This window comes from Paraburkholderia nemoris (assembly GCF_905221015.1).
Lineage (GTDB): Bacteria > Pseudomonadota > Gammaproteobacteria > Burkholderiales > Burkholderiaceae > Paraburkholderia > Paraburkholderia nemoris.
In genome coordinates, this window is sequence record NZ_CAJNBO010000008.1 from 39,106 (window position 1) to 63,705 (window position 24,600).

The 24,600-nt window shown below is 63.3% G+C and carries 21 protein-coding genes; 2 read left to right on the forward strand and 19 right to left on the reverse strand.

What is annotated here, in order from left to right:
• Entirely contained in the window at positions 1-1,032 is a 1,032-nt protein-coding gene (gene dmpG / locus KHO33_RS14020; RefSeq protein ID WP_200564788.1) for a 4-hydroxy-2-oxovalerate aldolase, read from the forward strand.
• Positions 1,033-1,871: 839 nt separating this feature from the next.
• A complete protein-coding gene (locus KHO33_RS14025) occupies positions 1,872-2,735 on the forward strand; it encodes a tyrosine-protein phosphatase (protein WP_200564789.1) in 864 nt (287 codons plus the stop codon).
• A gap of 140 nt (positions 2,736-2,875) precedes the next feature.
• On the opposite strand, the gene KHO33_RS14030 is transcribed toward KHO33_RS14025, so the two are convergent.
• The 19 genes from KHO33_RS14030 to KHO33_RS14120 all read right to left on the reverse strand — a co-directional run bounded on the left by KHO33_RS14030 (position 2,876) and on the right by KHO33_RS14120 (position 24,579).
• Positions 2,876-3,952 carry a Rieske 2Fe-2S domain-containing protein gene (locus KHO33_RS14030; RefSeq protein ID WP_200564790.1) on the reverse strand — a complete coding sequence of 359 codons (1,077 nt, stop codon included), beginning with the start codon at positions 3,950-3,952 and terminating at the stop codon, positions 2,876-2,878.
• Between the two features lie 175 nt (positions 3,953-4,127).
• On the reverse strand, positions 4,128-6,629 hold the full coding sequence (locus KHO33_RS14035) for an efflux RND transporter permease subunit (RefSeq protein ID WP_200564791.1): 2,502 nt from the start codon (positions 6,627-6,629) through the stop codon (positions 4,128-4,130).
• Positions 6,630-6,726: 97 nt separating this feature from the next.
• Complete coding sequence (locus KHO33_RS14040; RefSeq protein ID WP_200564792.1) at positions 6,727-7,737, reverse strand: beta propeller repeat protein; 1,011 nt, start codon at positions 7,735-7,737, stop codon at positions 6,727-6,729.
• Between the two features lie 94 nt (positions 7,738-7,831).
• A complete protein-coding gene (locus KHO33_RS14045) occupies positions 7,832-9,037 on the reverse strand; it encodes an acetyl-CoA C-acyltransferase (RefSeq protein ID WP_200564793.1) in 1,206 nt (401 codons plus the stop codon).
• Between the two features lie 39 nt (positions 9,038-9,076).
• Positions 9,077-9,562 carry a MaoC family dehydratase gene (locus tag KHO33_RS14050; protein ID WP_200564974.1) on the reverse strand — a complete coding sequence of 162 codons (486 nt, stop codon included), beginning with the start codon at positions 9,560-9,562 and terminating at the stop codon, positions 9,077-9,079.
• 20 nt (positions 9,563-9,582) lie between these two features.
• Positions 9,583-10,386, reverse strand: a complete 804-nt coding sequence (locus tag KHO33_RS14055) for an SDR family oxidoreductase (protein ID WP_200564794.1) — start codon at positions 10,384-10,386, stop codon at positions 9,583-9,585.
• Positions 10,383-11,579: an acyl-CoA dehydrogenase family protein gene (locus KHO33_RS14060; protein ID WP_200564795.1), complete on the reverse strand. Its 1,197-nt coding sequence runs from the start codon at positions 11,577-11,579 to the stop codon at positions 10,383-10,385. The genes KHO33_RS14055 and KHO33_RS14060 overlap by 4 nt, the downstream gene beginning before the upstream one ends.
• Positions 11,579-12,973: an acyl-CoA dehydrogenase family protein gene (locus tag KHO33_RS14065; protein ID WP_200564796.1), complete on the reverse strand. Its 1,395-nt coding sequence runs from the start codon at positions 12,971-12,973 to the stop codon at positions 11,579-11,581. The genes KHO33_RS14060 and KHO33_RS14065 overlap by 1 nt, the downstream gene beginning before the upstream one ends.
• A 4-nt stretch (positions 12,974-12,977) precedes the next feature.
• Positions 12,978-13,853 carry an SDR family oxidoreductase gene (locus KHO33_RS14070; RefSeq protein ID WP_200564797.1) on the reverse strand — a complete coding sequence of 292 codons (876 nt, stop codon included), beginning with the start codon at positions 13,851-13,853 and terminating at the stop codon, positions 12,978-12,980.
• Positions 13,854-13,880: 27 nt separating this feature from the next.
• Positions 13,881-15,032, reverse strand: coding sequence for an acetyl-CoA C-acetyltransferase (locus KHO33_RS14075; RefSeq protein ID WP_200564798.1), 1,152 nt, complete (start codon positions 15,030-15,032; stop codon positions 13,881-13,883).
• Positions 15,029-16,093, reverse strand: coding sequence for an acyl-CoA dehydrogenase (locus KHO33_RS14080; RefSeq protein WP_200564799.1), 1,065 nt, complete (start codon positions 16,091-16,093; stop codon positions 15,029-15,031). Before KHO33_RS14080 ends, KHO33_RS14075 begins: the two co-directional genes overlap by 4 nt.
• A gap of 69 nt (positions 16,094-16,162) precedes the next feature.
• Complete coding sequence (locus tag KHO33_RS14085; protein WP_200564800.1) at positions 16,163-17,344, reverse strand: acyl-CoA dehydrogenase family protein; 1,182 nt, start codon at positions 17,342-17,344, stop codon at positions 16,163-16,165.
• Positions 17,341-18,150: an enoyl-CoA hydratase family protein gene (locus tag KHO33_RS14090; protein ID WP_200564801.1), complete on the reverse strand. Its 810-nt coding sequence runs from the start codon at positions 18,148-18,150 to the stop codon at positions 17,341-17,343. The genes KHO33_RS14085 and KHO33_RS14090 overlap by 4 nt, the downstream gene beginning before the upstream one ends.
• Positions 18,151-18,228: 78 nt before the next feature.
• Positions 18,229-19,311 carry an NAD(P)H-dependent flavin oxidoreductase gene (locus KHO33_RS14095; protein ID WP_200564802.1) on the reverse strand — a complete coding sequence of 361 codons (1,083 nt, stop codon included), beginning with the start codon at positions 19,309-19,311 and terminating at the stop codon, positions 18,229-18,231.
• Positions 19,308-20,201: an enoyl-CoA hydratase gene (locus tag KHO33_RS14100; protein WP_200564803.1), complete on the reverse strand. Its 894-nt coding sequence runs from the start codon at positions 20,199-20,201 to the stop codon at positions 19,308-19,310. Before KHO33_RS14100 ends, KHO33_RS14095 begins: the two co-directional genes overlap by 4 nt.
• 8 nt (positions 20,202-20,209) lie before the next feature.
• Positions 20,210-21,007, reverse strand: a complete 798-nt coding sequence (locus tag KHO33_RS14105; RefSeq protein WP_200564804.1) for a CoA-transferase subunit beta — start codon at positions 21,005-21,007, stop codon at positions 20,210-20,212.
• Positions 21,008-21,017: 10 nt separating this feature from the next.
• Positions 21,018-21,902 (reverse strand): CoA transferase subunit A, encoded by an 885-nt coding sequence (locus KHO33_RS14110; RefSeq protein ID WP_200564805.1) that lies wholly within the window; start codon positions 21,900-21,902, stop codon positions 21,018-21,020.
• A 54-nt stretch (positions 21,903-21,956) separates the two neighbouring features.
• Complete coding sequence (locus KHO33_RS14115; protein ID WP_200564806.1) at positions 21,957-22,853, reverse strand: VOC family protein; 897 nt, start codon at positions 22,851-22,853, stop codon at positions 21,957-21,959.
• Positions 22,854-22,929: 76 nt separating this feature from the next.
• Positions 22,930-24,579, reverse strand: a complete 1,650-nt coding sequence (locus KHO33_RS14120) for a FadD3 family acyl-CoA ligase (protein WP_200564807.1) — start codon at positions 24,577-24,579, stop codon at positions 22,930-22,932.
• Positions 24,580-24,600: the final 21 nt, after the last annotated feature.

The following is a 24,600-nucleotide window of genomic DNA, read 5'->3' on the forward strand; positions in this document are numbered from 1 at the left end:
ATGTCTTTAGCAGGAACCCGCATTACCGTGCACGACATGACCTTGCGTGACGGCATGCATCCCAAGCGTCACCAGATTTCACTCGAGCAGATGTGTTCGATTGCGCGCGGACTCGACGCTGCCGGCGTGCCCTTGATCGAAGTGACCCACGGTGACGGCCTGGGCGGCGCATCGGTCAACTATGGTTTTCCGGCGCATACGGACGAAGCGTATCTGAGCGCCGTGATCGCGGAAGTGAAACAGGCCAAGGTATCGGCGCTGTTGCTGCCGGGCATCGGCACGGTCGACCACTTGCGGCTCGCGCACGAGCTGGGTGTGCATACGATTCGTATTGCGACGCATTGCACGGAAGCCGATGTGTCCGAGCAGCACATTGGCCTTGCCCGCAAGCTGGAGATGGACACCGTTGGCTTTCTGATGATGGCGCATATGTCGTCGCCCGAGCAGTTGGTCAAGCAGGCCAGGTTGATGGAATCGTACGGCGCGAACTGCATCTACATTACGGATTCGGCCGGCTACATGTTGCCGGATGATGTGACTGCGCGGATTGGTCTTGTGCGTGCGGCGCTGAAGCCGGAAACGGAACTTGGATTTCACGGGCATCACAATCTGGCAATGGGGGTGGCGAATTCGATTGCGGCGATCGCTGCGGGGGCTAACCGTATCGATGCCGCTGCTGCGGGTCTGGGGGCTGGCGCCGGCAATACGCCGATGGAAGTTTTTGTCGCGGTGTGCGAGCGGATGGGGATTCAGACTGGCGTGGATGTTTTTAAAATTTCGGACGTTGCCGAGGATCTTGTTGTGCCTATTATGGATGCGCCGATTCGGATTGATCGCGATGCGTTGACGCTTGGGTATGCGGGGGTTTATTCGTCGTTTTTGCTGTTTGCCAAGCGGGCTGAAGTGAAGTATCGGGTTTCGGCTCGGGATATTCTTGTTGAAATGGGGAGGCAGCGGCTTGTCGGTGGGCAGGAGGATATGATCGAGGATACGGCTATTACTCTTGCCAGAGGGCAGGGGTTGATGGTTTAGTTTTTTTCTTGCGGGGCGCTTGTTTGGGCGTGTTCTTGGGGCTTTGGGCTTTCTTTGTTCTGGCTTTGGTGCCTTTCCTTGTTCTGGCTTTTTTGCCTTTTCTTGCTTTGTTAGTGGTCTATTAGCGTTCCCCCTGTGCGGGGGGGCACCTACTTTTCTTTGCCGCCGCAAAGAAAAGTAGGCAAAAGAAAGCGGCTAGAAGCCCCTGCTAAGTGGGTACCGTGGTCTGCACAGGGTAGTGGTACGACTGGAATCCGTGCTCTCGCACATTCCACGCTAGTGACAAAGGATTCATCAGCTCCCACTCCGCACTACGTGCGTCGCGGACGGGTCTGCAGGGGAAACCACGGGCTTCGGTTGCGCGCAGTGAGGGCCGTCGGCTTCGCCTCGGCGACGCGCTCCTGCATTAACCCCGGAAACCCCCACTTCAAATGACTTGTCGGTGCCTCGCAATCACGGTCGCGGCTGCGGCCGTGCAAGGACGAGCCACGGCCGGTGACGAGGCGTGGGCGTCAAAACGTGGCGATTGGTTTTATGAACGACTCTTCGGCGCGCGCAGCGCCGCCGGAAGTATGACGCCCTTGTCACAAGAGCATGTAGTGGCACGAACACAAATTCCAGTCGCACCACTACCCCTGGCAAACCACGAGACCCGCTTAGCAGGGGCTTCTAGCCGCTTTCTTTTGCCTACTTTTCTTTGCGGCGGCAAAGAAAAGTAGGTGCCCCCCCGCACAGGGGGAACGCTAATAGACCACTAACAATTCAAGGAAAGGCACCAAAGCCAGAGGCACGAACAAAAAGCGCCGCGCAGGCAAAAACCTCTACTTCAAACCAAAATCATGAAATCCAATCCATATAGACCCACAGCACTCGGTGCCCTGCTAATAGCAGTAACCATCACCACCACCGCGCAGCCTGCCCCCACAGCAGGCACCCCCACCCCTTACATCCAGATGGAAAAAATCCAGAACACCCGCGCCCTGGCGGGCATACCAACAAAAGAAGGCCGGCAAATCCAGCCCGGCCGCCTCTTCCGGAGCGGCAACCCAGCCTTCGCCACACCGGCCGACATCGCCAAACTCAAGGCGATGCACCTCGACGTCATTCTCGACTTCCGCGCTGAAAGCGAAAAAAACCCCACCGAACAACCCTTCGCCTCCCAATTCCCCTGGCAAGCCGACCCGGTCCTCGCCGGCAACCTCGCGCCGGAAACCATCATCCCCATGCTCAAGCGCTCGACGCCCGCGCAAATGCATCAGTTCATGGTGTCGCTCTACCAGCAATTCCCAGGCACCTATCAAGCGCAATTCGCACGCTTCCTCAAGCTCGCCGAAGACAATAAAACCATGCTCTATCACTGCACTGCAGGTAAAGATCGCACAGGCTTCGCGACAGTCCTGCTGCTGTCGGCCCTGGGTGTCGATCGAGCAACGGTGATTGCCGACTACCTGGCGTCGAATCGCTATAACGCCGCAGGCAACGCACAAGCAACCGCGCAGTTGCAGAAGATCGGCGTCGCGCCCGACGTCCTGGCGCCGCTGCTCGCGGTAGACCCGGATTACATCGGCGCAGCCATGGAGGTGATCGATCAGCAGTACGGCGGGATGCAGCATTACCTCGTGGATGTGCTGCACGTGAACGTGGAGAAGATCCAGCAGAACTATCTGGAACCGTCGACACACGCTGCGACGACGAACCCGTAAGCGCAACAGCCCTTGATTGCCTCAACACTCGCGCTTCACGCCGCGACCCGTCTGGCCTGAAAAACAAAACCCCACGCTCCGAAAAACGTGGGGTGCTCAGCAATCTGAAGGCGGTGCATGCACGGCCTTCTCAAACATCTTTATCCTTCGAACACGTGCCGCAGCGGCGGCGGCACCCCACCCTCACGCACCTTGATCTCCACCACCTTCCTCGCCGTACTCGACGGTCTCACATCCGCGGCATCGAGGTAAAACTGCGAGTACCAGTCGCGCATCTGATACAGCGGCCCGTCGCCCTCGCACAACAGCGGATTGTCGATGCGCGTCTTGCTGTCCCAGATCGCCACATCTTCATAGAACGCTGCCTGCGCCTGCTTCGAATACGCGCGCGCAATCTCCATGTTCTGTTCGTCCGACAAACCCGGCACCTTCTTCACCATCACGCCGTAACGCAGTTCGAAACTGTTCATGTCGATCGGTACATGGCAGTTCAGCAGTATCGAATGAATCGGATGCCCGCCGCTCTGCCCCGTCATCTCGGTGATGTGGTACGCGGGACCAAAGTAAGTGGACAGCGCAATCAACTCGTCGTCACCAAGGCGTTCGCTGCGGCCAACCAGCAGTTGCGTGGCCTTGTGTCCTTCAAACAGATTCGCGAAGTAATCGACCGGTGCGCCGTGCACGGTTGCGAAGTGCGCCATGTCGGAGATGTTGTCGACCAGTTCACGGCAGTTGGTGCCGATCGTCATCAGGTCGACCACCCAGTCCGACCATTCGTCCGAGAAACACGCATCGATGCGGGGAATCGTCACCTCTTCCGACGGTGGATTGCCTTCAGGATCGTGCCAGATGAACAGCAGCTGATTCTGCTCACACGTCTGCCATGTGCCGATCTTCGCTTTCGGCGGAATCCGCTTGCAATACGGAATCGACTGGCAATTGCCGTCGCCGTCCCATTGCCAACCGTGAAACGGGCACACCAGCGTGTCGCCATCCACGCGGCCAGTGCTCAGGTCGCCGCCCATGTGCGGGCAAAAGCCGTCGACGACGTTCACGCGCCCTTGTGAATCCATGAACGCAGCAAGGCGCTGGCCGAAAATGTTCAGCGTGTGCGGCTTGCCATCCTTGTATTCGCTGGCAAGACCAAGACAGTGCCAGCCGCGTGCATAACGCTGCACCAGCGGCTGTGATTCGATTTTGTACGGACGTGCGGACATCTCTTATCTCCTCCAATGGAAAAGGCGGCGCTTCTGAATAGCCGCCGTCTTAAGTGTTCTTGAGACGCGCGCTGACCTTCGCGCTCACGCCCGACAATAAGCGCGACGCACTCCGCCTTCATCGTCCCGACGGACTAGGGATTTCATCTACCCTTAAGCGCCCTTTCACAGACCCTCAGCGCCCCGAATTGCCATGCTCGAGCGCAGCCGCCTCGACGTTGCCGGAAGCCGATGCTGCGCCGCGCACGGGCCCACCCGGTGCGTTCGGCACGTTCGCCGCGCCCGCATTTGGCGCCACATCACGCGCGCCGGCACGCCGCTCCGCCCGCTCCACCCCGAGCCATGCCGCCAGCGCCGGCAACAGGAACACCGCACCGAACAGATTGACGAGGAACATGAAGGCAAGCAGCACGCCCATATCCACCTGGAACTTGAGTGCGGAAAACGCCCACGTCCCCACGCCGATGAACATCGTCACCGCGGTAAACAAGGCTGCGGTGCCGCGTTGGCGCATCGCCGCTGCGAACGCTTCGGGCAACGTGGCGCCGCCGCGCACCTCATGCTGCAAGCGCTCGTACAGGTAGATGCCATAGTCGACGCCCACCCCCACGCCCAGCGTAATCACCGGCAACGTAGCGACCTTCAGGCCGATGCCGAGCCATGCCATCACCGCGTTGCACAAAATCGACACCACCGTCAGCGGCACCACGATGCACAACACCGCGCGCCACGAACGGAACGTCACGAAGCACAGCAACGCGATCGCACCGAAAATCGACAACAGCATCGCCACTTCGGCCTCGCCGACCGCTTCGTTGGTTGCCGCCATCACGCCGACATTGCCGCCCGCAAGCCGGAACGCAATATTCGGCGTGTGATCTTCCGCGGCCAGCCGTTTGATTTCATCGACGATATGCGCGATCGTCTTGCCCTCGTGATCGGTGGTGTAGATCAACACCTGAATCGCCTGGCAGTTCTCGGTGTTCATGCCGTTGTCCGGATCGAACGCACTTGCGCCTTGCGTGAGACCGTCGTTCGAACGCGGCAACGCGCCCCAGCGCGGATTGCCTTCGTTAAAGGCGGCAATCGAAATCTTCGCGAGTGAAGGCACGCTCACCACCGACTGCACGCCCGCCACGCCGCGCATCTCCATCTCGAAGCGCTCGATCGCGCTCATCACCGGATAGTGCAGACAGGCATCGTCGAAACCGGTCGTCTCGACGATCACCGCGAGCGCATCCACACCGATGTTGTACTGGCTCGTGATCCGCGCGTTGTCGAGGTTGTAGCGCGAGGTGCTGCGCAACTCGGGCGCGCCTGCGCCGATGTCGCCGATCTGCAGATTGCGCGACTCCTTCGCGCCGAACGCCAGCAACAGCAGTGCGATCACGAACACGCCCAGCGCCGGCGCTGGGCGCGCAAACATCGCAAAACGCGTCCACAGGCGGCTGCCGCCTTGCGCTGCACGGCTCTGTGCACGCGCCAGCGTGCCGGCCTCCAGCCGCGTGTACGACAACAGGATCGGCAGAAACACCTTGTTGGTGACGATCATCAGCAGCACGCCGAGGCACGCCGTGACACCCAGCTCACGCACAATCTCGATCTGGATGCGCATGATCACCATGAAGCCGAGCGCATTCGTCAACAACGCAACGGTGCCTGGCACGAACAGCTTGCGAAACGCGTCGCGTGCCGCATCGGTCGAGGACATGCCGGCGACCAGCGCCTGCTTCCACGCATTCGTCATCTGCACGGCATGCGAGACGCCGATCGAGAAAATCAGGAACGGAACGAGGATCGACATCGGATCGATGCCGAGGCCGAGAATCGGCAACGCGCCGAGCAGCCACACCACCGGCAGCAACGCCACGAACAGCGCGAGTACCGTGGTCTTTGCCGAACGCGTATAAGCAAACAGCAGCGCGGCGGTAATCAGAAACGCGAGCGCGAAGAAACCGATCACGCCGCTGATCCCCGCCTCCACATCCCCCACCAGTTTCGCAAAGCCGATGATGTCGACCTCGACATCCTGATTCGAATAGCGCGCGCGGATCTGTTCGAGTTGGCGTGCAACCGCACCGTAATCCAGATGCTTGCCGGTGACGGGATCGGTCTCGCGCAACTCCGCGCGAATCAGCGCGGAATGCAGGTCATTGCCGACCAGCCTGCCGATCTGCCCGGAACGCGCGACATTGCGGCGCACTTTGGCAAGGTCGTCGGGATTGGCGCTGCTGAACTGGCCGGGGACAACCACGTCGCCACGAAAGCCCGCTTCGGTGACCTCCGTATAACGCACGTTCGGCGTGAACAGCGAGAACACGCGCGAGCGATTCACGCCGGGAATGAAGAACACATCATCGGTCGCGTGACGCAGGTCGTCCATGAACGCCTGGTTGTAGATGTCGCCGTGGCCCTTCCAGCGCAGACTCACGAGAATCGTGTTCGCACCCGGAAAGGCGCTCGCATAGCGGTTGAACACCTGCATATACGGGTGCTGCATCGGGATCATCTTGTTGAACCCGGGGTCGAGCCGCAAGCGCGTCGCGGAACAACCCAGTGCGACGGTCACCGCGAGGCACAGCGTCAGCAGGAGGCGCCGCTGCCGCATGATGGCGTCGGCACAACGCTCGACAAAACGCGCAAGGCGGGACGAAGAAGGACGGGACGATACGTTCATGATGCGTCTCACTGCAAGGCAACGGGGAGCGCGGCGGGCGTGGCTAACCGGTGGCCGGCGAGCGCGCTATGGAGTGTCGGCGAACCAAGCCGCGCGTTCAGGAAGATGACGCGCCTGGCGTAACAGGCGGAGACGCAAGCGGCGTTCGGACTGCGGGCAATACCGGCAGCAACGCGATGCCCGCTTCGCCGCCCAACGCAAGTTCGCCATGCCCGGCATCGACCACAGTCGCGAGGCTCTGCACGCCACCCACCTTGCGTACCGCGAAGCTCTGTCCGTTATCGCGCGAGGTGACGATCGCGCCGCCCTGGCCGACCAGCACGAGTTCTCCGTCGGCGAGTTGCGCCGCGCCGAAGTACGAGGTGCCGATGCGGCTATCGATGTGTGTCCACGTGTCGCCCTGATCGGTGCTACGCAGGACGTTGCCGCGCATGCCGTAGGCGAGCCAGTCGCCGTCGGCCAGCTTCAGCACGCCGAATAGCGAACCCTGATAGGGCACGGGACGCTTCTCCCAGCTCGCGCCGTTGTCGGTCGAGCGCAACAGCGTGCCGGTTTCGCCTGCGATCATCAGACGGCCGCTTGCATCGCCGGCAATCGCATTCAGGTGGCGATCATCCGCGGGTGTTTTTTGTTGGGCCCAGGTGGCGCCCGCGTCGTGCGAGACCAACAATTGGCCGAAGCTGCCGCTCGCGAACACCAGTCCGCTTGCATTGCCCCACACGGACAGCAGCGGGTCCGAATGCTGGCGATCGAAGCGCACTTCGCTCCAGTGCGCGCCGCCATCGACGGTACGCACGATCCAGCCGTCATGTCCCACCGCGATGCCGATACGCGGCGAGATGAAGAACACCTGGGTGAGCGCCGACGCCTCGTCGGACGCCATCGCGGCGCGTCGCCAGGATGCGCCTGCATCGTCGCTCAGGAGGATCACGCCGCGCTCCCCCACCGCGACGAGCCGCGTGCCGGCTTTGGCCAGCCCGTTGATCTGCAAGCGATCGGCCTGAATGGTGGTCGCCGCGAAGGCCGGCACCGGGCGAGGCGAAAACGCAAACAGCGCCGCACCCAGTACGGCCGCCGAGAGCAGCAGGCCAGGTAGTGTCGATTTCATTTTTTGTCTCCTGTCGACCAGATTTCGATCGGAGTAAGCACTAAAGCGCCAACTCCGATCGAAATCTGGTCCCATGCAAAGCTCCGACCGCGGTCTACGCCGCCGTTTCGAAGAGTGCCGCGGCGCCCATTCCGCCGCCGACGCACATTGTCACGACGACATAGCGCACACCGCGCCGCCGCGCTTCGAGCAAACCGTGCATCGTCATGCGGGTGCCGGACATACCGAACGGATGGCCGACCGAAATAGCGCCGCCGTTCACGTTCAGACGATCGGCCGGAATATGCAGCTGATCGCGGCAGTGAATGACCTGGCACGCGAAGGCTTCGTTCATCTCCCACAGGCCGATGTCGTTCACCGTCAGTCGATGACGCGCCAGCAGTTTCGGCACCGCGAGCGCCGGACCGATGCCCATTTCGTCGGCGTCGCAGCCCGCCACCGCCATGCCGCGATAGATACCGAGCGGTTTCAAACCACGCTGTTTCGCCTCCGTTGCGCTCATCACGACCACCGCCGCTGCGCCGTCGGACAGTTGCGACGCATTGCCGGCCGTGATGAACTCGCCCTGCGCGACTGCTTCGCCGCCGCTCCAGACCGGTTTCAGCGCCGCCAGACTGGCCGCGCTGGTATCCGCGCGATTGCATTCGTCGCGCGTGGCCCGCACGCTTTCGCTGCCGGTTTGCTTGCCTTCCTTGTCGAACAGCGCGCGTTGCGCATCGAACGGCACGATCTCTTCGTCGAAGCGCCCCGCCGCTTGCGCTGCGGCCGTACGCTGCTGGCTCATCAGTGCGTATTCGTCCTGCGCCGCGCGCGAGATGCCGTAACGGCGCGAGACGATTTCCGCCGTTTCGATCATCGCCATGTACGCAGCAGGCTGATGCGCGAGCACCGCGTCCGAGCGCGCCCGGTATGCATTCTTGTGCTTGTTCTGCGTCAGCGTGATCGACTCGACGCCGCCCGCCACTACGATCCGCGCGTCGCCGCACAGAATGTTCTGCGCGGCCGTCGCGATCGTCATCAAGCCCGACGAGCACATCCGGTCCATCGCCATGCCCGGCACCGAAGCCGGCAAGCCCGCCGCAGCCGCCGAAAGCCGGCCAATGTTGTAGCCCTGGGTACCTTGCTGCGCGGCGCAGCCCATCAGCACGTCGTCGATATCGGCGGGATCGAGTTGCGCGCGTTCGACCGCGGCCCGCACCACGTGACCACCGAGCGCGGGTGCTTCGGTGTTGTTGAACACGCCGCGATACGCTTTGCCGATCGGTGTGCGTGCAACCGAGACGATGACCGCTTCGTTCATGAATATTCCTCTACGGGTTCTACAGCTTTCTTCGGGTTACTACAGGTAGTAGCGGCTGATGGTGTCGGCCACGCAACCGGGTTTGGTCTCACCTTCGATTTCCACGGTCACGCGAATCCACGCCTGCACGCCGCCCTCGATCGCTTCAGCGCGCAGCAACTGGCCGACGCCTCGAATGCGTGCACCGGCTCGCACCGGCGCGGGGAAGCGGACCTTGTCGCAGCCGTAATTGACGCCGAGCCGCGCGCCGTCGATCCGAACGATCTGCGGCAGAAAGAAATTGACGAGCGAGAGGGTCAGGAAGCCGTGCGCGATACAGCCGCCGAACGGACCTTGTTGCGCGCGTTCGGCGTCGACATGGACCCACTGATGATCGAGCGTGGCGTCCGCGAACAGCGCGATGCGCGCCTGCTCGACCTGCATCCACGCGCTTTCACCGAGCCGCTCGCCGACCGCGGCGACCAGCTCGTCCGGATGAGCGAACACGCGAGCCGGCTGCGGGTTGCCGCGAACTTCAGCCCGCATTTCAGTCACGAGGCTATCCATCACGCGTGCTGACTGCTGACCGACAGCACTTCGCCGGTCATATACGATGCGTAGTCGCTTGCCAGAAAGACCATCACGTTCGCTACCTCCCACACTTCGGCGGCGCGTCCGAATGCTTCACGCGACGCCAGTTGATCGAGCAGATCGGCCGAAGCCGACTTCTTCAGAAAATCGTGCAGCGCAATACTCGGCGCCACCGCGTTGATGCGCACACCGTACGGCGCGGCTTCGAGCGCGGCGCAGCGCGTCAGCGCCATCACGCCGGCCTTCGCCGCTGCGTAATGCGCCTGTTCTGCCTGCGCTCGCCAGCCGAGCACCGATGCGTTATTCACGATCACGCCACGGCCACGCTGCTGCATGTGCGGCAACATCGCCCGCGTCATGCGGAAGGTGCCGGTGAGGCTAATGTCGATCACCCGCGACCATTCGGCATCGTCCATTTCGACGATGCGACGCGCGCCGCCGAGCCCGGCGTTGTTGATCAGTACGTCGACGCCTTGCATCCTGTCTTCGGCGTCCGCGACCAGCGCGCGTACGTCCTCTTCCACTGAGACGTTGCACAGACGGCCGTAAACCTTTTGCAAACCCGTTTCCGCACGCAAGGTTTCGACTGCCTGTGCGAGGCGCCGCTCGTGGATGTCGGAGATGAAGAGCGCGCGGCAGCCTTCTTCCGCGCAGCGTTTGGCGGCGGCGAAACCGATACCTACACCGGCGGCCGCTGTAATCAGCACAGATTTGCCAGCCAGCAGTTGGTGGCCCGGCACATAGGCAGGCGCGGTCCGCACCGTTTGGGATTCGTTCATTGCGTTCCTCGGGGTTCTCTCGGCATACCGAGCCCGCGCTCGGCCATGATGTTCAGTTGGATTTCGTTGGTGCCCGCGTAGATCGTGTCGGCGCGCGAGAAGAGGAACACGCCCTGCAGGCGGGTGCGTTTTGCGTCGGCGCTGTCGATCACGTTAGCGTCGGGCCCAAGCACGTCCATCGCCAATTGGCCGAGTTCGCGATGCCAGTTCGACCAGTAGTATTTGTAGATCAGCGCTTCACGGCCCAACGCGCCGCCGCTTTCATCGGCATCGGCGCCCGCCAGCATGCGCAGCGCGTTGTAGCGCATCACGCGCAAGCCGCTCCACGCTCGTGCGATCCGTTGGCGAATCAGCGGGTCATTCGCGACGCCCGCTTCATGCGCCGCGTCGACCACCCATTCGAGCTCGCGGATGAACTGCATCTGCTGACCCAGCGTGGACATGCCGCGCTCGAAACCGAGCAACGTCATCGCAATGCGCCAGCCATCGCCAGGCGTACCGACCAGATCTTCAGCAGCGGCGAGCGCGCCGTCGAAGAACACTTCGTTGAATTCGGCGCCGCCGTTCAATTGTTTGATCGGGCGAATCTCGATGCCGGGTTGATCGAGTGGCATCAACAGGAACGACAATCCGCGATTGCCGCGCGATTCCGCATCCGTGCGTGCGATCACGAAGATCCAGTCGGAATCGTGTGCGAGCGAGGTCCAGACTTTCTGGCCATGCACGCGCCAGTTGCCGTTTTCATCGCGGACTGCGCGAGTGCGGACGTTCGCGAGATCTGAACCCGCGCCCGGTTCCGAATAGCCCTGGCACCAGAACTGCGTGCCGTTCAGGATGCCGGGCAGAAAGCGCTTGCGTTGGTCTTCGGTGCCGCATGCGATCAGGGTTGGTCCCAGAAGACCTTCGCCGATATGGCCCATGCGCCCGGGACCACCAGCGCGGGCGTATTCCTCGTGGAAGATCACCTGGTCGGCGACGGACATTGCGCGGCCGCCTTGTTCTTTTGGCCAGCCGAGACCCGTCCAGCCGCCGCTTGCCAGTTCGCGCTCCCATTTCTTGCGTAATGCCGGATAGGCCTCTTCGTCGCCAGGACCGCCGCGGTATTGCAGGCAGGCGAACTGGCCGCTCAGATGCGCAGTCATCCAGTCGGCGACTTCCACGCACAGGTGGTGTTGCTGCGTTTCGCTGTTCATTAAAGGACTCCGGCGAGGACGGCTTGTGCGTGGTCGGCGGCAGGTGCCAGCGGCGACGGCACTGCTTCGCTAGAAGCCTCACTAGGGTCGATCACCTGCTCCGCGATAAACGACAGCATCTGCGCGGTCGTGCCAAATAGCGCGCTGCACGCCTGTGCGCGTTTGAAATACAGTTGTGGGTCGTATTCCCACGTGAAACCGACGCCGCCGTGAAGCTGGATCGCTTCCTGAGCGCAGAACCGGAAAGCGTCGTTGGCGGTGGCTTTTGCTGTGGCGATGTCGGCAAGCACGTCCGGTGGTAACGAAGCGCACGGCTGATTGCGCATTTGGTTCGGCACCTGAGCCCGTATTTGATTCCGCGCCTGGTCCCACGTCTGCGCCGCGCCTAGCACGGCCGAACGCGCCGCCTCGATTTCGACCATCATCTGTGCGCAACGGTGTTTGACTGCCTGAAACGATGCAATCGCGCGGCCGAATTGCACGCGCTCCGCGGTATAGACAAGCGTGAGATCGAGGCATTGCTGCGCGCCGCCAAGTTGTTCCGCAGCCAGCGCCAATGCTGCAAACCATGCAGTGTCAGACAGCGCGTGTTCAGCCTCGCGGCCACACGCCATCAATGCGTCACGCGGCACATCGACCGCATTCAGCTCAACACGCGCCAAAGGACGCGTCGCATCCAGCGTGACAAGTGGTGTGCGAGTGAGGCCGGCGAGATCAGCACAGTTCAATTCGAACAGCGCGATGGTCTGCGCTTCGTTTGCGATCAAAGCGGGCACCAGCAACAGATCGGCACCCGCACCATCGACAACCTGCGCCAGCGTCCCCGACAGACGGTAGCCGTGAGCCGTCTCTTCCGCGTAAACCGAAACCGTATGTGCATGAAATCCGGGGGCAGCGTACGCCAAGGCCGTACGCGCATCAAAGCCGGGAGCTGAGCGCGCCGAAGCCGTACTCGCATCAAAGCCGCGCGCCGCGTACACAGAAGCCGTCCTCGCATCAAACGCAGCCCCACCAGCGTGCAACGCGAGCGTCGCGCTCACCTCGCCGTTCGCTATTCGCGAGAGCCACACGCGAGCCGCCGCCGATCCGCACTGCGCCAACGCCGTCGCCGCCAGACACACCGTGCTGAAGTAAGGCGCGCAGACAAGGCGCCGCCCCATCTGCTCCATCAGTAACACCAGTTCCATCGCACCCAGGCCCGCACCGCCCGCCGCTTCTGGCACGGTCAACGCGCACCAGCCGAGTTCGCTGGCGAGCGTGCGCCACAACCCCGCATCTCGACCCGCGCTATGTTCAATCGCCTGCCGCACCGCCGCCGATGCGCTGCGCTCGGCCAGCACCTCGGCCGCCGAATCGCGAATCATGGTTTGTTCTTCGGAAAGAGCGAGATTCATCGCGTCAGCTTCCGTAGACTTGCTGCGCCGGCTCACGTTCTGCCACCAGCGCCGCGACCGCGCCACCCAGTGCAGTGACTTGCCAGCGTGCGCCGATGTCGATGCGCGGCCCCGTGCGCCAGCCTTCGGCCACGGCAATCATGCCGCCCGCCGCTTCGAACACCTGCCCGGTCACGTCGCGCGATTCAACGCTGCCGAGCCAGACGACCAAGGGCGCGACGTTCGCCGGATCGAAGTAGTCGAAGCCATTGGCAGGCTTTTTCATCATCTCGGCAAACACGCCTTCGGTCATCGACGTACGCGCCGCCGGCGCCAGCGCGTTCACCCGCACGCCGTAGCGCTGCAGTTCCGCGGCCTGCATCAACGTCAAAGCCGCGATTGCCGCCTTGGCCGCGCCATAGTTCGCCTGGCCGATCGAGCCTTGCAACCCCGCCCCCGAACTCGTATTGACGATGCGCGCGTCCACCCCGCGCCCCGCCTTCGACGCATCTCGCCATTCCTTTGCCAACAGTTGCGAAAGGCAGAAATGCCCGCGAAGGTGCACCCGCATCACGTCGTCCCAATCGGCTTCGGTCATGCTGATGAACATCCGGTCGCGGCAAATGCCCGCGTTGTTCACCAGCACATGAATCTCGCCGAAGGCCTCATGTGCGGCGTCGATGATGCGTTGCGCCGTGTCGATGCGCGTGATGTCGTCGGCATTGGCCAGTGCCCGGCCGCCAGCGCGCACAATCTCGTCGCACACAGCTTGCGCCGCTTCCTGACGAATATCGTTGACCACCACCGCGGCGCCTTCGGCGGCAAACGCCAGCGCATATTCGCGGCCCAACCCTCCACCCGCGCCGGTGACGATCACGGTGCGTTCGTTGCAGATTCCCATGCTCGATCCTCTTGGACAGTGATGCGCTTACAGACGCTCGATGATCGTGACGTTGGCGAGGCCACCGCCCTCGCACATCGTTTGCAAACCGTAGCGGCCTTGCGTGCGTTCGAGTTCGTGCAGCAGGCTCGTCATCAGCCGCGCGCCAGTTGCGCCGAGCGGATGACCAAGCGCGATCGCGCCGCCGTTCGGATTGGTCTTCTCGTGCGGATAGCCCGTCTCGGCGAGCCACGCCAGCGCCACCGAGGCAAACGCTTCGTTCAGCTCCACCACGTCGATGTCGTCCAGCGCGAGGCCGGCCTTCTTCAACGCGTGACGTGTCGCAGGAATCGGCGCGGTGAGCATCCACAGCGGATCGTCGCCGAGCACGCTCAAGTGATGGATACGGGCGCGCGGTGTGAGGCCGTAACGCTTGAGCGCCTCTTCAGAGACGATCAGCAACGCCGCTGCCGCATCGCAGGTCTGACTCGACACGGCGGCCGTCAACGCGCCGCCGGGCATCAATGATTCAAGCGACGCCATCTTTGCTAGCGTGGTGTCCTTACGCGGCGTCTCATCATGGACAACGCCTGCGAACGGCACGATTTCGCGCGCAAAGTAACCGCATTCGATCGCCGCCAGCGCGCGCCGGTGACTCTCCAGCGCGTACTGCTCCATCGTTTCGCGCGACAGGTTCCAGTGATCCGCGATCCGCTGCGCCGCATGGAATTGCGAAACCGGTGCCTCGCCGAAACGCGCGCGCCAGCCGATGCTGCCCGAGAACGGGTCGGTGAAACCGAGCGGCTCGGCTGCCGTCATCGCGGACGAAATCGGAATCTGCGTCATGGTCTGCACGCCGCCCGCCACCACCACGTCCTGCGTGCCGCTCATCACGGCCTGCGCGGCGAAATGCACGGCCTGTTGCGACGAACCGCATTGCCGGTCCACCGTCACGCCGGGCACCGTCAACGGCAAACCAGCGGCAAGCCAGCAGGTGCGCGCGATATTGCCCGCCAGCGGACCGATCGTATCCACGCAGCCGAATATCACGTCGTCGTATTCATCAGCAGGTATGCCGTTACGGCCAACCAGCTCCTTCAACACGAAGCCGCCGAGATCCGCGGCATGCACCTGCGCGAGTCCGCCTTTGCGGCGGCCGGTCGGCGTGCGCAACGCATCGACGATATAAGCCTGTTTCATTGCGATTCCAGTTCGAAAGTACGGGCCGGTCCGATCGGAGCACATGACTCGATCAGCGCGTCGGCCACGCGGGCCTTGTGAAACGTTATGTCGCCCCAACTGCCCGAGAGCGCCCAGATGCGTTTCATGAAGATCTGCAAGTCGAGCTCCCACGTGTAGCCGATCGCGCCGTGCACCTGCATCGCGTGGCGCGCGGCGAGCTGCGCCGCGGCGGTGGCGGCGAGCTTCGCGTGGGAGACGTACAACGCGCGGTTCGGGTCGTTGTCCGCGATCGCGCAGGCGGCCCGGTACACCACAGGCCGCGCGAACTCGTAGCGGATCGCGACGTCGGCGAGCAGATGCTTGAGCGCCTGATACGAGCCGATCGGTTTGCCGAACTGCTTGCGCTGCGCGCTGTAATCGATGGCGACATCGAGCACGCGTTGCGTGAGACCGAGCAACTGCGCGGCGACCGCGAACGCGCCTTGATCGAGTGCGCGCGCCAGCAACGGTTGCGCCTCGGCGGCCGTTGCCACGCGTGTGCCCGGCGTTGCCTGCCAATCGAGTTCGAACAGCCGGCGCGAAGGGTCGATGCTTTCCACCGCATTCAACCGGCAAGCGTCGGGGGTGAGCCAATGCAATTCGCCCTCCCGCTCACACAACAAAACCTTCGCGACGTGCGCATCGCTGACATACGGATTCACCGGATGCGCAATCGCCACACGCGCCGCAACTACCGCGATATCGCGCAACAGTGCGTCGCGCTGCGCACTGGCCGGGAGACCGTCCAGCAAGCCGACAGCGACGAGTGCCGTATCGAGCAACGGCTCGGGTCCCGCGAAGTAGCCATAGGTCTGCGCGAGCAGCGCCCACTCCACTTCGCCGAGCCCCATCCCGTCGTGACGTTCCGGCACCGACACTGCCGTCAGCCCTTGCGTGGCGAACATGTCCCACATGCGTTCCGAGCGGCCCGTGGGCGTGTTCCACAATTCGCGGATCAGCTCCGGCGTCATCTCCGTCATCAGAAAGCGCTTGACGCTGCTCGCCAACGCTTCCTGATCTTCGTTGAATACGAAATCCATAGTTCCTCGCTCAATCCTTTAAGCGTCTGAATGCGGGCTAAATGCGGGTTGCAGCATCGGCTGCCGGCATCACGAGCGCGGCATCCCCAGCATCCGTTCCGCGACGATGTTGCGCTGGATCTCGTTGGTGCCCGCATAGATCGGCCCGGCCTGCGCGAACAGAAAACCGTCGAGCCAGGTGCCGAGCGCCGCGTGTTGCTCCTGCGTTTGCGGCACGACCTCCGCGTGCGCGCCGAGAATATCGAGCGCGGTCTGGTGCATACGCAGATCGAGTTCGGACCAGAACACCTTGTTCGTACTCGACTCCGCACCGATGTGACCACCCTTCTGCAAGCGGCTCGCGGTGGCGTACGTGGAAAGCGCGTAAGCCTGCGCATCCATCCACGCGCTGATCACCCGATCACGCAAGGTCGGATCGCGGTCGGCTTGCGTGCGATGCGCCAGATAGAGCGCGCGCAATGCCTCGGCGGTACGCTGAAAACGGGCGGGCGAGCGCAGCATCAGGCCACGTTCGAAACCTGCCGTTGCCATGGCAACCTGCCAGCCCATGCCTTCACCGGCGAGACGGTTCTCGACCGGCACCCGCACATCGTCGAAGAAAATCTCGGCGAAACCGGTGTGGCCGTTCAATTGACGGATCGGCCGCACCGTGATGCCCGGCGTCGACAGCGGCACCATCAGAAAGGTCAAGCCGTGGTGACGTGTGGATTGCGAATCGCTGCGAAACAGGCCGAACAGCCAGTCGGCCCACACCGCGCGAGTCGACCAGATCTTCTGACCGTTCAGGATGTATTCGCCGCCCGTACCTTCGTCGGTACGAATAGCACTCGCGCGGATCGCAGCCATGTCGGAGCCTGCGTTCGGCTCCGACCACCCTTGCGCCCAAACGTGTTCGCCGGCCGCCATAGCCGGCAGAAAGCGGGCCTTTTGCTCTTCCGTGCCGAAGTCCATCAAAGTCGGGCCGAGCAGGAAGATGCCGTTCTGATTCACACGCATCGGTGCATCGGCGCGCCAGTATTCTTCTTCAAAGATCAGCCACTCGATCAGATCGCAACCGCGTCCGCCCAATTCGCGCGGCCACGTCACCATGCTCCAGCGGCCCGAATGCAGCGTGCGTTCCCACTCCCGATGCGCGGCAAAGCCGGCTTCAGTATCGAAGCTCGGCAGCGGCTCGCGCGGCACGTGGACCGCGAGCCAGCGGCGAATCTCGGCGCGAAACGCGCGTTGTGCCGGCGTGTAGTCGAGCTTCATGCGCGCGCTCCGGTTTTGCGTTCGGCCTCGCTGAACTGCGCGTCGCGTTTTTCGACGAAGGCCGAGCGGGCTTCAGCCGAGTCGTCCGTCATATACGCCTGCAAGGTGAAGCCCTGTTCCCAGCGGTATTTGTCTTCGAGGTCGCCATCCTCGACACCGTTCAGCGCTTCTTTCGCGAGTTGCAGCATGGCGGGGCTCTTCGCGGCGATCTTGCGGGCGATCTCGAACGCCGCCTCACGCAACTGCTCGCGCGGCACCACACGCTCGACTGCGCCGAGCCGGTAGGCTTCAGCGGCGTCGACCATGTCGCCGGTGAAATACATCGCCCGCACCTTCTGCACGCCGAACATGCGTTGCAAATGCGCGCCGCCGCCCATCGCGCCCCGGTCGATCTCGGGTACGCCGAAGCGCGCGCAGTCGGACGCGACGATCACGTCCGCCGCGCCGCAAATGCCGATACCACCGCCCAGCACGAAACCATGCACCGCGACGATCACCGGCTTCGGATTGCGGTGCACCGCGCGAAAGGTCGCGTAATTGCCGGCGTTGACCGCAACGATCCGTTCGGGATGCGCAGCCAGTTCCTTGATATCGACGCCCGCGCAAAAGCCGCGCCCGGCACCCCGCAACACGATCACGCGCACGCTGTCGTCGCGGCCGAGCGCGTCGATCGCATCGGCGAGCGCTTGCCAGCCGCGTGCGTCGAGCGCATTGACCGGCGGCTGGTCGATCACCAGTTCGCCGATGCCGCCTTCGCGTTCGATACTGAACGGCAGCGAGCGGACGCTATTGATGGGTTTTGTCATGTCTCCGTCCCTGGTGAATGTTTGTGGGTTTGCGTTATGAGGTCGTGCGTGGCGTCATGTCTTGAGTCATGTCTTACCTCATGCATGAGCCGGCGCGCCGCGCATCGCCGCCAGTGCATCGAGCCGCGCCACGGCTTCGTCGACGATGCGTGCGATCAAGGTCTCGCACGGTTCGATCGCACCAATCACCGCGGCGACCTGGCCGCTCGGCAATACGCCCTCGTCCGGTTCGCCGTCGACGATCGCGCGCTGGATCAGAAACGGCGCATTCGCCGCCATCAATGTCTGGCTCGCGGTGTAGCTGTGATCGCGCAGCGCCTTGAAGCCGAGCGCGGCCATCTGGCTCAGGCTCATGCCGCTCTGACGACGCCACGCTTCGGCCGTGCGCAACGCGAATAACGTGCGGCGCAACGGGCCGAATGCTTCAAGGCGCAGCAGATAGGGGTTGTCGATCATTCGTTGCGGAAGACCGTCCAGCGCCGCGGATACACGGATTTGCGCGGGATCGCTGACCTCCACGTAACGCGCGAGCGTCGAGCGCGGCACAGGCGATTCGGCGGCCATCAGAAAACGCGTGCCCATTGCAATACCTGCCGCGCCGTAGCCGAGCGCCGCCGCGAGGCCACGCCCGTCGAAGAAGCCGCCTGCTGCGATCACCGGCACGTTCACGGTATCGAGCACTTCAGGCAGCAGCAGCGTAGTCGGCATCGAGCCTGTATGCCCACCGCCTTCGGCGCCTTGCACGGTGACCGCGTCGGCACCGAGTTCGACTGCTTTGGCCGCGTGTTTCGGTGCGCCCACGGTGGGGATGCACATCACGCCCGCGTCCTTGAAGCGGCGGATCGTCTTCGCGTCCGGTCCGCGGCCGTAGCTGACCGCGCGCAGCCGGTGCTTGATCGCCAGATCGACCACCTGTGCCGCGTTCGGCTGGAACATATGGAAGTTGATGCCGAAGGGCTTGTCCGTCAGTTCCTTCACGCGCAGGATTTCCGCCTCCACGCGCTCGGCTTCGAGCGTCGCGCCGGCCAGAAAGCCGAAGCCGCCGGCATTACAGGTCGCGGCGACGAGCTTCGCATCGGCAACCCAACCCATGGCCGTCTGCACGATGGGATAGCGGCAACCAAGCAGATCGCACAAGGGCGTATGCAGGGTGGCGCTCATGCGGCCTCTCCTTTGGCCTTTGTATCGCTGACGGCCGTGGGACCGGGTCGTTGCGACTCGGCCATCCTGCGTGCGTCGTACCCACCCAGCTTGTCACCGCTCACCAGTTCGTTGTGTGCATGCGCGAAGTGGTGCCATGCGAACGCCGCGTCCATCGCCGCACGCTTGCCTTGTAGCTCTTCAACGTGATTCACAGCCTGCTTGGTCAGCGTCAATCCGAGCCGCGGCATGCGCGCAATCTTCGCTGCGATTTCCGTGGTGGCGTCCTGCAACCGCTCGCGCGGCACAACCCGATTGACCATACCCATCTGATACGCACGCGCCGCATCCATCCGCTCGCCGAGAAACAGAAACTCCTTGGCGATGCGCGGATTCAATTCATACGCATGCGCAAAGTACTCGACGCCTGGAATGCCCATGCGTACCACTGGATCGGAAAAGAACGCGTCCTCCGAAGCCACGATCAGGTCGCACACCCACGCCAGCATCAGGCCGCCTGCCACACAGGCGCCCTGCACCATCGCGATGGTCGGTTTGGGCAGATCACGCCAGCGGCGGCACATGCCGAGATACACCTCCTGTTCGCGGGCGTACAGGAACTCGCCACCTTCCTTGCCGACATGGTCGTACCAGAGCGAGGCGCGCTCGAACGACTGATCGATATCTCGACCAGGCGTGCCGATATCATGACCCGCCGAGAAATGCTTGCCCGCGCCCGCGAGAACAATGACCTTCACCGCATCGTCGTTCGACGCACGCTTGAACGCGGCGTCGAGCGCATACGTCATCTTCGAGTTCTGCGCGTTGTGATACTCGGGGCGATTCATCGTGATCGTGGCGATACCATCGCTCACGCTGTATTCGACGACGCTTTCGTGGGTGGCTTGCATGATGTCCCTCACCCGCGACGCGGCGCGGGGTTGTTGCGCACGACACTCGCACGCAGGTTGTGCGGATCGAGCGCGCGCACGATCCGCAAATCGTCCGCGCTTGGCGGTGGCGTCACGTGCATGTCGGGATGCTTTTCAAGTTCGAAACCCGTCGCGTCCTGCACTTCGTCGAAGCTCACGCCAGGATGGAGCGAGCGCACCTGCACCGCATGATTCACACCGCCGAAGTCCATTACGCACAGGTCAGTAATCACGCTGCGCAGATCGGTGAACGCACGCATGCCGGGAATCTCGCGTGCAGGGTTGTAGCCCACGCTGCACACCATATCCACTTCGCCGGCAACGAACGTACGCTTGCCATGACCGGAGACGAAGAACGAGTTCGCATGATTGATACTGTTGCCCGGGAAACCACGAGCGCCGAGCAATTGCGTTTTCGGGCGGGCGTAGTCGTCGCCGAGCCAGGAGATGTTGGCCTGGCCGTAGCGGTCTATCTGCGTGGGCATCACCAGCGCGTGACGTTTGCCGTGCCACACACAATCGAACACGCGCTCATAGGTCATCAAACCGGACGCCTGCACGCGATAGCCCGCTTCACGCGGTCCGAGCGGCACCGGGCTTTCGACCAGATAGGCCTCGCCATCGGTGAGCATCAGGCCGGCGTTGTACGCAAGGCGCGCAAGACCAGCGGCCAGACGCGGGCCCGTGCCGATGCCGGTTGCCAGCACTTCGCCGTCATCACGCCAGACGCGTGCCGCCGCGGCGATCATCAATTCGGCGAGAGAATAATCGAGAGAGTCGCTCATATGCGCTCCATTACAGAATCGGCAACGGCAACGCCGCCACATGGGACCGGCCGCCTGCGCGTTGCAGATAGCCCGGTTCGTCGGCGCCTACTACATCGTTCAGGTAAGCGGCAGTTTGTTGCGGATCTTCCACACTCGCGCAATACGTCTTCAGATGCGGCAAATCCCAGCCGTAAGCCGGCGCGCACGAAGTGGGATGCGCGCCGCACGGTGCGTGCACCACGCCGGTCACGAGCGATCGTTCGAAGGTGTTGCGGCGCGCGAGATCGAGGTCCTCGCTCGCGAGCGTTTCAACCAGCGTCTCGCTGCTGACGAAGCACTTCTTTGCCGCGCGTGCGAACCATGCGTCGAAGAAAGGATCGGGACCGTCGATGCGTGTGTTACCCATGCGGTCCGCGGCGTTCACGTGCAACAGCGCGGCGTCGAGTTCAAGCGCCGGCATCGCGAGCAGCGTCTCGCCGCCATACGGCGATTGCACGGTGCGCAGATGCGGCGCGTGTTTCAGCAGGTCGGTGCCGAGACCCACGCGCGTCGGCAGAAACGGCAGACGTGCCGCTGCTGCGCGCAAGCCGAGTTGCAGCAGACCCTCGTCGAGCTCCCACACGTCGAGCGCGCCCTGCTCGCGTGCCTGGCGAAAATGCGGCTCGAGCGGAATCACATCGAGCGACACGAAGCCGAACACCAGCTTGCGGACTTTGCCCGCCGCGCACAGCAGCCCGACGTCCGGGCCGCCATACGCAACCACGGTGAGGTCCTTCAGATTCGAGCGGACGATCTCGCGCACGAGTGCCATCGGCTTGCGGCGTGGACCCCAGCCGCCGATGCCGATCGTCATGCCGTCGGCGAGTTGTGCGACGGCATCGCGTGCGCTGAGTGTTTTATCGAGTGGTTTCATGCTGTATTCCTGCTGATTTCCTGCCAGTTTTCTGCGGGGTTTCCTGACGATGGCCTAGCGGAATCCAACGCTGAAGTCATGACCCCACAGGCTCACGCGCGTCGCTTCGTAGACGTTGTGCTGTGCCCAGTCGACCGTCAGGCCGCCATAGCCGTACTCCAGATCGAAGCCGCCTGGCGTTTTCATGTAGAACGAGATCATGTGGTCGTTGCAATGACGGCCGAGCGTGGCGGAGAGCTTCACGCCTTGCGTCGCAACACGGTCGAGCGCGCGGCCCACTTCGTCCATCGAATCCACTTCGGCCATCACGTGGATGCAGCCGGACGGCACCGGTAAGTCCATGATCGCGAGGCTGTGGTGACGCGCGTTTTTGCAATGCAGAAAATGGATGCGTTTCTCGGGCTCGGCGGGGTCGTCGGTGAAACGCACGCGGAAGATGTCGGAGAGCTCGAAACCGAGCACGTCGCGCAGGAATGCATCGGTCGCGTCGAATTTCGGTGCGGGCAGCACGGCGTGCCCGAGGCCCATCGCGCCGGTGACGAAACCGGCCACGCCCAGCGGCGATACGAAGCGCCGGAAATCGGCGCGCACGCCCCAGAAGAACTCGTGCCGGTTGCCGGAGGGATCCGTGCACCACACCATCGCCTGCACGCGCCGCAGCGCGGTTTCCTGTGCGCTGGCGCGAATCGGTTCAACGCCGGCCGCCTCGAGAGCTCGGATGGCATTGTCGAATGCGGCGGCATCGGCCAGTTCCCAACCTGATGCGAAATAGCGATCGGCGTCGCCCGGAACGATCAGGTAGCGGAAATCGCGCTCGTCCATCTTCACGTACAGAGCGCCGTCCGTTGCGTCCTGCGCCTGCATGCCCAGCACGTTTTCCGCGTAGCCGCGCCACGTGTCGACATCCGCCGACTGCACGACGATGTAGCCTAAAGCCCGTACATCGATCATCTCCGACTCCTCCAGAAGCTGTTGTTCTCAGGCTTATTCTGGCGGTCCCGGGGGCGGCTAACATCGTCTGTTGGGACTAGCTTGCCGCGGTGTTTTCAGCGGTGTTTTCAGCGGTGTTTTCGTGGGCTTTTCCGTCGCTTTTGACTGCCTCGCGCAAGCGGTATTTGAGTACCTTGCCGGCCGCGCTGACCGGCAGTTGATCGACCAGCGTGAGATGCCGCGGCACCTTGTAGTTCGCCATGTTCTTGCGGGCCCAGTCGGTCAGTTCTTCGGGGCTTGCGTGCTCGCCGGAACGCAGCACGACATACGCATGCCCCACCTCGCCGAGACGCTCGTCGGGCACGCCGACCAGCGCCACTTGCGCCACCGCCGGATGCGCGCTGAACAGCCGCTCGATCTCCGCCGGATAGCAATTGAAGCCGCCGACGATAAACATGTCCTTGATACGATCGGTGATACGCAGATAGCCGCGCTCGTCGAGCGTGCCGAGGTCGCCGGTGTGCAGCCAGCCTTCATCGTCAACCGCTTCGGAACTGGCGCCCTGCTGGCCGAAATAGCCCTGCATCACGTTGTAGCCGCGAATCAGGATTTCCCCCGTTGCGCCAGTGGGCAACGCATCGCCATTGGTATCGGCAATACGGATCTCTACGCCGGGCATCGCGCGCCCCGATGTGGTCGCGATGGTCTCGGCGTCGTCGCCACTGCGGCACAGCGCGGCGAAACCGCACGATTCAGTGAGGCCGTAGCCCGTCAGCACCGTTTCGAAACCTAGTTGCGCGCGCATCCTTTCGACCAGACTCGGCGCGATCGCGGCAGCGCCCGTCACCGCGACTCTCAACGAAGACAGATCGCGCGAGGCCAGATCCGGCATGTCGAGCAGCGCGTGATACAGCGTCGGCGGACCTGGCAATACGGACACGCGATCACGCACGATGCGCTCGAGCACCCGCTCAGGGTTGAACACAAGATGCGGCAGCACAGTCGCGCCGCTCGCGAACGCCGCGAGCCAGCCCGCCTTGTAGCCGAACGCATGAAAGAACGGATTGACGATCAGATAGCGGTCGCTCTCGCGCAGCGTTGCGATCTGCGCCCAATCGTGGACTGCGTGCAGGTTCTGGCCGTGCGTCGTCATCACGCCCTTCGGGCGGCCCGTCGTGCCGGACGTGAACATGATGTCCATCAGCGTGTCAGGGCGCACCGCCGCCTCGCGGGCGCGGAACGCTTCCATCGAGGTGCCCGCAGCGCGCATCAGGAACGCGGCCCACGTCTCGTCGCGGCCGTCGCGATCGTCGCTTGCATCCGCTGCCGCGCCGTCAAACACCACGACCCGTTCGAGTCCGGCAGGACGGTGCGCGGCCAGCATGGCCGGATACGAATCGCCGAGGAAGGTGCCGCAGCAGAACAGCAGCCGCGCGCCACTGTCCTCGAGAATCGCCGCGGCTTCCAGGCCCTTCATGCGCGTGTTGATCGGCACCAACGCCGCGCCCGCGCTGTGAATCGCGAGTGCCGCCACGATCCATTCAGCGACATTCGGCGCCCAGATCGCGACACGCTCGCCCGGCGCTATGCCGCAACTCATCAGCGCGCGCGCCGCTTCGATCCGCGCCGCGTCCAGTTGCGCGTAGCTCAGGTTGCCCTGGGCTGTTTCGATCGCGGTGCGCGTGCCGAAGCGCGCGGCGCCGCGCGCGATCAGCGCGGGCGTCGTCAGGATGTGGTTGAGCGTCATGATCAATTCGATGGATGGGGT

Excerpts from the sequence above, each read along its gene's own strand:
- dmpG (WP_200564788.1), top strand. The coding sequence starts at position 1 with ATGTCTTTAGCAGGAACCCGCATTACCGTGCACGACATGACCTTGCGT.
- KHO33_RS14025 (WP_200564789.1), top strand. The coding sequence starts at position 1,872 with ATGAAATCCAATCCATATAGACCCACAGCACTCGGTGCCCTGCTAATA.
- KHO33_RS14030 (WP_200564790.1), bottom strand. The coding sequence starts at position 3,952 with ATGTCCGCACGTCCGTACAAAATCGAATCACAGCCGCTGGTGCAGCGT.
- KHO33_RS14035 (WP_200564791.1), bottom strand. The coding sequence starts at position 6,629 with ATGAACGTATCGTCCCGTCCTTCTTCGTCCCGCCTTGCGCGTTTTGTC.
- KHO33_RS14040 (WP_200564792.1), bottom strand. The coding sequence starts at position 7,737 with ATGAAATCGACACTACCTGGCCTGCTGCTCTCGGCGGCCGTACTGGGT.
- KHO33_RS14045 (WP_200564793.1), bottom strand. The coding sequence starts at position 9,037 with ATGAACGAAGCGGTCATCGTCTCGGTTGCACGCACACCGATCGGCAAA.
- KHO33_RS14050 (WP_200564974.1), bottom strand. The coding sequence starts at position 9,562 with ATGCGGGCTGAAGTTCGCGGCAACCCGCAGCCGGCTCGCGTGTTCGCT.
- KHO33_RS14055 (WP_200564794.1), bottom strand. The coding sequence starts at position 10,386 with ATGAACGAATCCCAAACGGTGCGGACCGCGCCTGCCTATGTGCCGGGC.
- KHO33_RS14060 (WP_200564795.1), bottom strand. The coding sequence starts at position 11,579 with ATGAACAGCGAAACGCAGCAACACCACCTGTGCGTGGAAGTCGCCGAC.
- KHO33_RS14065 (WP_200564796.1), bottom strand. The coding sequence starts at position 12,973 with ATGAATCTCGCTCTTTCCGAAGAACAAACCATGATTCGCGATTCGGCG.
- KHO33_RS14070 (WP_200564797.1), bottom strand. The coding sequence starts at position 13,853 with ATGGGAATCTGCAACGAACGCACCGTGATCGTCACCGGCGCGGGTGGA.
- KHO33_RS14075 (WP_200564798.1), bottom strand. The coding sequence starts at position 15,032 with ATGAAACAGGCTTATATCGTCGATGCGTTGCGCACGCCGACCGGCCGC.
- KHO33_RS14080 (WP_200564799.1), bottom strand. The coding sequence starts at position 16,093 with ATGGATTTCGTATTCAACGAAGATCAGGAAGCGTTGGCGAGCAGCGTC.
- KHO33_RS14085 (WP_200564800.1), bottom strand. The coding sequence starts at position 17,344 with ATGAAGCTCGACTACACGCCGGCACAACGCGCGTTTCGCGCCGAGATT.
- KHO33_RS14090 (WP_200564801.1), bottom strand. The coding sequence starts at position 18,150 with ATGACAAAACCCATCAATAGCGTCCGCTCGCTGCCGTTCAGTATCGAA.
- KHO33_RS14095 (WP_200564802.1), bottom strand. The coding sequence starts at position 19,311 with ATGAGCGCCACCCTGCATACGCCCTTGTGCGATCTGCTTGGTTGCCGC.
- KHO33_RS14100 (WP_200564803.1), bottom strand. The coding sequence starts at position 20,201 with ATGCAAGCCACCCACGAAAGCGTCGTCGAATACAGCGTGAGCGATGGT.
- KHO33_RS14105 (WP_200564804.1), bottom strand. The coding sequence starts at position 21,007 with ATGAGCGACTCTCTCGATTATTCTCTCGCCGAATTGATGATCGCCGCG.
- KHO33_RS14110 (WP_200564805.1), bottom strand. The coding sequence starts at position 21,902 with ATGAAACCACTCGATAAAACACTCAGCGCACGCGATGCCGTCGCACAA.
- KHO33_RS14115 (WP_200564806.1), bottom strand. The coding sequence starts at position 22,853 with ATGATCGATGTACGGGCTTTAGGCTACATCGTCGTGCAGTCGGCGGAT.
- KHO33_RS14120 (WP_200564807.1), bottom strand. The coding sequence starts at position 24,579 with ATGACGCTCAACCACATCCTGACGACGCCCGCGCTGATCGCGCGCGGC.